Genomic DNA, 7,491 nt, shown 5'->3' with positions numbered 1-7,491 from the left:
GACCGCGCGACCGTCCATGATCGTGAGGTTCGGCAGGTTGTGGCGCTGACCGATCTCGAAGTCGTTCGGGTCGTGTGCCGGTGACAACGCGGCGGCGATGCTCGGGGTCGGCGGCGCGGACGTCGTGGTGTCGCTCGGGACGTCCGGAGTCGTGACCGCGACCAGCGACGTGCGGGCGGCGGACGCTTCCGGGATCGTGGCGGGGTTCGCCGACGCCACGGGCCGGTACCTGCCGTTGGCGTGCACGCTCAACGCGGCACGCGTCCTGGACGCGACCGCCAGGATGCTGGGTGTCGATCTCGCGAAGCTGAGCGACCTCGCGCTGTCCGCGAAGCCCGGTGCGGAGGGTGTGGTGATGGTGCCGTACCTGGAGGGCGAACGGACGCCGAACCTGCCGGACGCGACGGGTGCGTTGCACGGTCTGACGCTGACCAACGCCACACCGGCGAACATCGCGCGTGCCGCCGTGGAAGGCATGCTGTGCGGACTCGCGGTGGGACTCGACGCGCTGGCCGAGCAGGGTGCGGACGTCACCGGGGTGCGGCTCGTGGGCGGGGCGGCGGCGTCACCGGCGGTGCGGGAGATCGCGCCGATCGTCTTCGGGGTGCCGGTGACCGTGCCCGCACCGGGTGAGTACGTCGCGGACGGTGCGGCGCGGCAGGCGGCGTGGGCGCTCATGGGTGCGGAGACGCCGCCGGAGTGGACGGGTGCGGAGACCAGTCGGTACGAGGCGACGGCGGTGCCACAGATCCGCGCGAGGTACGCGGACGCGGCACACCGGTACCTGAGCCGATGATCGCCCGGCGATACTTGGGCCGATGACCACCGTCGACCACCTGCGGCAGGTTCGCCTCGGCAACCTGCGGACGGTCCTGCTCGCACTCGTCGACCGCCCCGGCTCGCGTGCCGACCTCGCCGCCCGCACCGGCCTGACCAAAGCGACCCTGTCGAACCTCACCGAACCGTTGCTGGCCAACGGGATCCTGGTCGAGGAACCGGCCACGCTCGCCGGCATGGGCAGGCCGTCCAAGCCACTGCGCTTCCACCCGGACGGCCCGGTGGCGGTCGGCGCGGAGATCAACGTCAGTCACCTCGCCGTCGAGACCCTCGGTCTCGACGGCGAGACCATCCGCCGCCACCTGGTGCCCACCGACATCCGCAAGGCCTCCCCGGACGACGTGCTCGACCGGGTCGCCGGCCTGATCCGCGAGATCACCGGAGACTCCGGGCGAAGCCTGCTCGGCGTCGGCCTCGCGATACCGGGCGTCGTCCACGACGGCGCCGTGGTCAGAGCCCCGAACCTGCCCAAGCTCGTCGGCGCGCCACTGGCCGGCGGCCTCGGCGAGCGGCTCGGCCTCGGCGTCGAGCTGGACAACGAGGCGAACCTCGCCGCACTGGCCCACCTCTGGCCCCGGCACCTCGCCGGCGAGGACTTCGTGCACGTGTCCGCGGACGTCGGCATCGGTGCGGGCGTCGTGCTCAACGGCGAGGTCTACCGCGGTGTCAGCGGGTTCGCCGGCGAACTCGGACATGTGGTGATCGAACGCGACGGTGTCCTGTGCACCTGCGGCAGCCGCGGCTGCGTGGAGCGGTACGCGGGCCTCGACGTCATCCTGCGCGAGGCGGGACGGCGCCGGCTCGACTCCCTCCAGAAAGCGCTCGAAGCCGGCGACGAACGCGCCCTCGAGTCCGTGCGCAAAGCCGGCGAGGCGCTCGGGGTCGGGCTGGCGACGCTGATGAACCTCTTCGACGTGCCGACGGTCGTGCTCGGTGGCAGCTACGCCCTGCTGCACGAGCACCTCAGCGCCGCCGTCCGGTCCGAAATGGACACCAGGGTGCTCGCGGGCGGCGAACGGCACACCCGGCTGATCGCCTCACCCCTCGGCGAGTTCGCCGTGGTGCGGGGTGCGGCGGGCCTGGTCACCCGGCGCGCCGTGCAGCAGCCCGAGCGCCTTTTCGCATAGCCAGACCACCGAGTGCCGCGGCGACCGCGCCCAGCACCAGCGAGACGTAGCCGCCGACGATGCCGTAGCCGGTGCCGGGACCACCTTTCGCCATGAACACGACCAGGGCGCCGACCAGCATCCCGGCCACTCCGGCCGCCACGGCGACGACGGCACCCCTGCGCCGCGTCAGCGCGACAACGCCGAACACCACTCCGACCAGGCCGAACGCCCCGCCAACCAAGGACCAGGCACGTCCGGCAGTCATCTCATAAGCAGCAGCAACCAGTGAAAGAGACATGGCACGAGCATGTCCGCCGGACCGCCGCACGTCGTCGTGCGCACGTAGACAGCGACTACTGCGCGTGCAGTAGATCATTTGTCCTCCTCGTGCAGGATCTACCAGCGCGAACATCGGATTAAGGTGCACCCATGGACAGGCGCTGGCTGGACTGGGCGATCGCCGCCGGGGTGGCGGCGAGCCTCGTGGTGGCCGGGCACCCCGCCACCGGCCTCGGTTACGTGTTGCTGGCCGCGAGCGGACTTGTGCTGGTGGCGCGCAGGGACGCGCCGATCGTCGTGCTGGCCGCGACCGGGCTTCTCGCGCTGGCCCACCAGGCGACCGGTGCCGAAGTGCCGGTGATCGCGTTCCTGTTCGCGGTCTACTCGACGATGAGGGCGGGCCACCGCGTCGTCACGGTCGTCGGTTCGGTGCTGATGATCGCCACCCTCCCTCTCGCGGCACTGATCTCGCCGCGCGACCTCACGACCTACGAGGCGTTCGCGCAGACCCGTGACGTCCTCCAGATCGCGTGGCTCATCGCCGCCGCGGCCGCCGGTGAAGCGCTCAGGCAGGCCGAACGGCGAGCCGACGAGGCCGAGCGCACCCGCGAGGAGACCGCGCGAAGGCGTGCCAACGAGGAACGCCTGCACATCGCGCGCGAACTGCACGACTCCCTCACCCACCAGATCTCCGTGATCAAGCTGCAGGCCGAGGTCGCGGTCCACCTCGCCCAGAAGCGCGGCGAGGAGGTCCCCGAGTCGCTGCTGGCCATCCGGGACGCCGGACGGGAGGCGGCCAGGGAGCTGCGGGCGACCCTGGAAGCGCTCAGGGACGACGACAAGAACCCGCCGCACGGCATCGACGACGTCCCGGATCTGGTGCGCCGAGCGAGAGCCGCCGGCCTCGACGCACAGCTGACCATCGAGGGCCGGAACAACGACGTGCCCGCGGCCGTGGAACGGACGGCGTACCGGATCGTGCAGGAGTCGCTGACGAACATCGCCCGGCACGCCGCCGCCGCGAGCGCGCAGATCCGCATCGACTACCGGCCGGACGCACTGCTCATCCGCGTCGACGACGACGGCAAGGCGCCACCCAGGACGTCGAAACCCGGTGTCGGGCTGCTCGGCATGCGCGAACGGGTCACCGCGCTCGGCGGCAGCCTCCAGGCCGCACCGCGCAGTGAGGGCGGCTTCACCGTGCAGGCCGAACTCCCCGTGGCACAGCCATGATCCGCGTCCTGCTGGTCGACGACCAGCCGTTGATCCGCAGCGGTTTCCGCGCCCTGCTGAACGCGGAGGACGACATCGAGGTGGTCGCCGAGGCCGCGAACGGCGCAGAAGCGCTCGACCAGGCCCGGCACCACCTCCCGGACATCGCGTTGATCGACATCCAGATGCCGGAGGTCGACGGCATCGAGGCGACGAGGCGCATCGCCGCCGACCCGGCCCTGACGAGCACGCACGTCGTGATCCTGACCAACTACGGCCTCGACGAGTACGTCTTCCACGCCCTGAAAGCCGGCGCGGCGGGGTTCCTCGTCAAGGACATCCAGCCGGAGGACTTCCTGCACGCCGTCCGTGTGGCAGCGCGCGGCGACGCGCTGCTCGCCCCGTCGATCACCCGCAGGCTGATCGACAGGTACGTCAGCCAGCCGCCGCGGCCGAACACCAGCCTCACCCACCTCACCAACCGCGAACGCGAGGCCGTCGCCATGGTCGCGCGGGGCCTGTCCAACGACGAGATCGCCGCGAGCATGGTGATCAGCCCGCTCACCGCGAAAACCCACGTCAACCGCGCGATGACCAAGCTGCACGCCCGCGACCGCGCCCAGCTCGTGGTCATCGCCTACGAGTCCGGTCTGGTCGTCCCGCAAGCCTGATGCACGGGACCGGCAGGGCACCCCGCGGCCAGCCAGTCGCGGGTGCTCGCGTGCGCGGCGTCGATCAGTTCGCGGGCGTGGCTGAAATCGCCCGGTGACACCCGCAGCGGGCACAGCGACGGCACGACCCTGAGGTCGACCTCGTCCCGATAGCGTTCGACGTCCACCACCAGCCGATGGTTGACCAGCAACGTCAACGCCTGCAACGCGACACCGATCGCGCTGCGCGGCGGGGACGTCAAGGCACACGCGTACCCGGTGGGCAGCACCCACACCTGATCGGCGCCGAGCCCGACCGCGTGGGACACCGGGTTGTTGTTCACCGCGCCGCCGTCCATCAGATAGCGACCGTCCAGGTGCAGCGGTGGAAACACCGCGGGGATCGCCGTCGAGGCCAGCACCGCGTCGACCGCCGGGCCCTTCGACAGCAGGACTTCCGCGCCCGACAACACATCGGTGGCACCGACGTGAACGGGCAGCACCGTGCCGGTCAGGTCGATCGAGCCCAGCGAGCGTTCCAGCAGGCGGCGCAGCCCCGAGTTCGGCACGAGGTGGTCGCGGAAGCCCAGCAGGCCGAGCAGCCCGCGCACCGGCCGGACCGGGAAGACATCCCTGCCGCGCAACGAAACCCACTGATCGGCGAGAGAGTCCACATCGGACGGGTGCAGCGCGAACCAGACGGCGTTGGCAGCGCCCACCGAGGTGCCGACGACGAAGTCCGGCTGGACGTCGGCGTCGGTGAGCGCGGCCAGCATGCCGACCTCAACAGCGCCCAAGCTGCCACCGCCTGCGAGCACGAACGCGGTCGCCACCCCCTCATCCTGCTCGCCACGCACACGCCGAAACGAGGGGCCAACTCCTCCGCCACGCCGACGGTGCCTGGCACATCGTGGACGCGCAGGACCACCGTCAGCGTCGCCAGCCTCGGTGGCACGGCCGCGCCACCGAGCAGGATCGTGAGTGCGCGTGGCATCAATGGTGTGAGGACTCGTACTTCGTCGTCGTGATGTCCGCTTCGGCGCCGTGGACGACCACGGCCCAGATCACCGTGACGCACAGGGCGATGATGATCGTGGACCACAGCGGGTGCACCGACATGAACGTCAGTTGCGCTATCGCGTTGATGACCGCGAGCACCACGGCGACCACCCTGGCCCACGCGGCACCGGAGAGCAGCGCGCCGCCCGCGAGCGCCACCAGAATCCCGATCAGAAGGGTGATCCAGCCCCACGCGGTGATGTCGAAGACGAGCACCTGCTCCTCGGTCACGACGTAGTACTCACCACGGAACAACCCCACCAGCCCCTCAATGGCGTTGAACGACCCCATGACGATCATCATGATGCCCGCGAACCAGATCCAGCCGAGCCAGCCTGTCTCCCGCATCGTGCCTCCGTTGTCTCGGGACGGGATTGCCCGGTCACCGTGGCACCGGCTTCCGGTGCGGATCTTCACCCGTTTCGCGCGGGAAGCGTGCGGTGCTCCGTCATGACCCGTCCGGGCTCACCCTTCGCGGGTGAGGACTGCTGCCCCGCGTCTCTCGCACAGTTTCGCCATGGCCACTTTGACCGTGTGGAAGTTCGACACCTCCGACGGGGCGCGCAACGCGCTCGACCTGTTGCGAAAGCTGCAGGACCAGCAACTGATCACCATCCGCGACACGGCTTACGTCTACTGGGAGGACGATGCCAAACGCCCCAGGACCAAGGAACTCGGCAAACTCACCGGCGCGGGCGCGCTCGGTGGCGCGTTCTGGGGCTTGCTGTTCGGGCTGATCTTCTTCATCCCGGTGCTGGGCGCTGCGATCGGCGCCGGCGTCGGTGCCCTGGCCGGATCACTGTCCAGGGCGGGCATCGACGACGACTTCATCAGTTCGGTCAGGGAGAGCGTCACGCCGGGCACCTCGGCGTTGTTCGTGATGTCCGAGAACGCGGTCGTCGACAGGGTGGCCGACCAGTTCAAGCAGACAGGAGCCACGCTGATCACCACGAACCTCTCGGTGCAGCAGGAGAAGCTGCTGCGGGAGACGTTCACGTCGTGACCTGGGCGGTGGTGCGGCCGGCAGCGACTGTCGGGGTGCTGCTGCTGGTCTACTACCGCCTGCCGATGGACCAGCCGGAGGACGGGTACACCGTGCTCCGGCTGGTCTCCGCTCTGCTGCTGGTGTTCCTGGTCTTCTGGTGGCAGGTGCGGTTGATCGGGCGGTCGTCGCGCCCCGGCTGGCAGGGCGTGCAGGCACTCGCCCTGGTGATTCCCTTGTTCCTGCTGGTGTTCGCTCAGGCGTGTTTTCTGCTGGCGTGGCACCAGCCTGGCAGTTTCACGGTTTCGTTGAGCCGCACAGATGCTCTGTACTTCGTCGTCACCGTGTTCGCGACGGTCGGATTCGGTGACATCGCACCGGTTTCCACCGCCGCGCGCGTTCTGGTGACCGTGCAGATGGTTGGCAACCTGCTCGTGGTGGGCGTGGCGCTCAAGGTCGTCCTCGCCGCGGTTCGCCGTCGCTCCGGTACGGGTGCCCCGCGCCGGTGAGAACAGAGCCTAGGGGAGGATCTTCACGCCAGCCCGCCTCCGGGCCTGCGCGCCGGCGCCTCCCCCACGTGCAGGTGTCCCGCCGCCTTGCCCAGCAGCGCGTGCACCACCCGCAGCACGTCCGCCACCCGATCCCGGTGCTCCCGCAGCACCTCCACCTGCCGTGCGGCCTCCCGCACCATCCGATCGGCCCGCAGCCGCGCGGTCTCCTCGATCCGCCGTGCGTCCCGCAGGGTTTCCTTGCGCCGCAACGCCAGCGCCAACTCGAAGTCGTCGGCGGCCTGCGCACGTTGCCGGGCTGCTGCCTCGTCCAGCGCACGGCGGCGCGCTTCTCCCTCGCGGACCAGCCTGGTCATGCGTTCGCGGGTCGTGGCCAGCAGGTCGCGGTGCTCGGCGAGGCCTGCCGGGCGGAGGTCCAGACGTGGTCCTCGATCGCACCGGCCCGTTCGACGATCGCGGCCGCCTCCGACAGCGCCGTGTCGACCGCGTGGCGAAGGCGTTCGCCCACCGCGTCCGGAGCAACGGCTGACGGCACAGGCGGTCGATGCGGTCGCGCAGCACGCGGTTCTCCTCGCGCGCGGCTTCCAGGTTCCTGGCCAGCGACACGGCCCTCGCCTCGGCGGCGTCCCGGTCGGCGCAGAGCAGTTCGAAGTCGCGTTCGGTCTCGCCCACGTAGTGCTGGACCTGGTCGCGGCGGTAGCCGAGCCACGCCACGTCGAAACCGGTGCGCAGCGGCACCAGCTCGGTGGTCATGAGCGCACCAGGGAGGTGGGCAGCAGAACGGACATCGGCAGTTTCTCTTCGCCCGCCAGCTCGGCGAGCAGACGCCACGTCAAGGTGCGGCCGAACTGCTC

12 protein-coding genes are annotated in these 7,491 nt (G+C 70.3%); 6 read left to right on the top strand and 6 right to left on the bottom strand.

The features are described 5' to 3' along the window. Window positions 1-219 (bottom strand): hypothetical protein (locus FXN61_RS56790; protein ID WP_376770816.1); only part of this gene is annotated, 219 nt, incomplete at its 3' end. On the opposite strand from FXN61_RS56790, the gene FXN61_RS45320 reads away from it, so the two are divergent. Together FXN61_RS45320 and FXN61_RS45315 are read left to right on the top strand one after the other, a co-directional pair. After that, on the top strand, window positions 125-796 hold the full coding sequence (locus FXN61_RS45320; protein ID WP_376770815.1) for an FGGY-family carbohydrate kinase: 672 nt from the start codon (window positions 125-127) through the stop codon (window positions 794-796). The genes FXN61_RS56790 and FXN61_RS45320 overlap by 95 nt on opposite strands. Window positions 797-818: 22 nt before the next feature. Then, a complete protein-coding gene (locus FXN61_RS45315; RefSeq protein WP_167979993.1) occupies window positions 819-1,964 on the top strand; it encodes an ROK family protein in 1,146 nt (381 codons plus the stop codon). On the opposite strand, the gene FXN61_RS45310 is transcribed toward FXN61_RS45315, so the two are convergent. Further along, the gene (locus FXN61_RS45310) at window positions 1,921-2,244 is read right to left on the bottom strand and encodes a DUF6223 family protein (RefSeq protein ID WP_167979992.1); all 324 of its coding nucleotides are present in this window, start codon (window positions 2,242-2,244) and stop codon (window positions 1,921-1,923) included. The genes FXN61_RS45315 and FXN61_RS45310 overlap by 44 nt on opposite strands. Before the next feature lie 131 nt (window positions 2,245-2,375). On the opposite strand from FXN61_RS45310, the gene FXN61_RS45305 reads away from it, so the two are divergent. Further along, on the top strand, window positions 2,376-3,458 hold the full coding sequence (locus FXN61_RS45305; protein WP_167979991.1) for a sensor histidine kinase: 1,083 nt from the start codon (window positions 2,376-2,378) through the stop codon (window positions 3,456-3,458). After that, window positions 3,455-4,108: a response regulator gene (locus FXN61_RS45300; protein ID WP_167979990.1), complete on the top strand. Its 654-nt coding sequence runs from the start codon at window positions 3,455-3,457 to the stop codon at window positions 4,106-4,108. The genes FXN61_RS45305 and FXN61_RS45300 overlap by 4 nt, the downstream gene beginning before the upstream one ends. Here FXN61_RS45300 and FXN61_RS45295 read toward each other — a convergent pair. Next, window positions 4,075-4,920, bottom strand: coding sequence for a patatin-like phospholipase family protein (locus tag FXN61_RS45295; protein ID WP_167979989.1), 846 nt, complete (start codon window positions 4,918-4,920; stop codon window positions 4,075-4,077). The genes FXN61_RS45300 and FXN61_RS45295 overlap by 34 nt on opposite strands. Before the next feature lie 160 nt (window positions 4,921-5,080). Continuing rightward, window positions 5,081-5,494 (bottom strand): DUF7144 family membrane protein, encoded by a 414-nt coding sequence (locus FXN61_RS45290; protein ID WP_167979988.1) that lies wholly within the window; start codon window positions 5,492-5,494, stop codon window positions 5,081-5,083. Between the two features lie 169 nt (window positions 5,495-5,663). On the opposite strand from FXN61_RS45290, the gene FXN61_RS45285 reads away from it, so the two are divergent. Then, window positions 5,664-6,149: a DUF1269 domain-containing protein gene (locus FXN61_RS45285; protein ID WP_167979987.1), complete on the top strand. Its 486-nt coding sequence runs from the start codon at window positions 5,664-5,666 to the stop codon at window positions 6,147-6,149. Beyond that, window positions 6,146-6,637 (top strand): potassium channel family protein, encoded by a 492-nt coding sequence (locus FXN61_RS45280; RefSeq protein WP_223165865.1) that lies wholly within the window; start codon window positions 6,146-6,148, stop codon window positions 6,635-6,637. The genes FXN61_RS45285 and FXN61_RS45280 overlap by 4 nt, the downstream gene beginning before the upstream one ends. Window positions 6,638-6,660: 23 nt before the next feature. Here the strand turns inward: FXN61_RS45280 and FXN61_RS45275 are convergent, their stop codons facing one another. Then, complete coding sequence (locus FXN61_RS45275; protein ID WP_167979986.1) at window positions 6,661-6,993, bottom strand: hypothetical protein; 333 nt, start codon at window positions 6,991-6,993, stop codon at window positions 6,661-6,663. Further along, complete coding sequence (locus FXN61_RS45270; protein ID WP_167979985.1) at window positions 6,990-7,172, bottom strand: hypothetical protein; 183 nt, start codon at window positions 7,170-7,172, stop codon at window positions 6,990-6,992. Before FXN61_RS45270 ends, FXN61_RS45275 begins: the two co-directional genes overlap by 4 nt. Between the last annotated feature and the right edge of the window lie 319 nt (window positions 7,173-7,491).

Origin of the sequence: Lentzea indica (assembly GCF_012184385.1) — a bacterium.
Classification (GTDB): Bacteria; Actinomycetota; Actinomycetes; order Mycobacteriales; family Pseudonocardiaceae; genus Lentzea; species Lentzea indica.
This window is presented reverse-complemented; position numbering and strand designations above follow the sequence as displayed.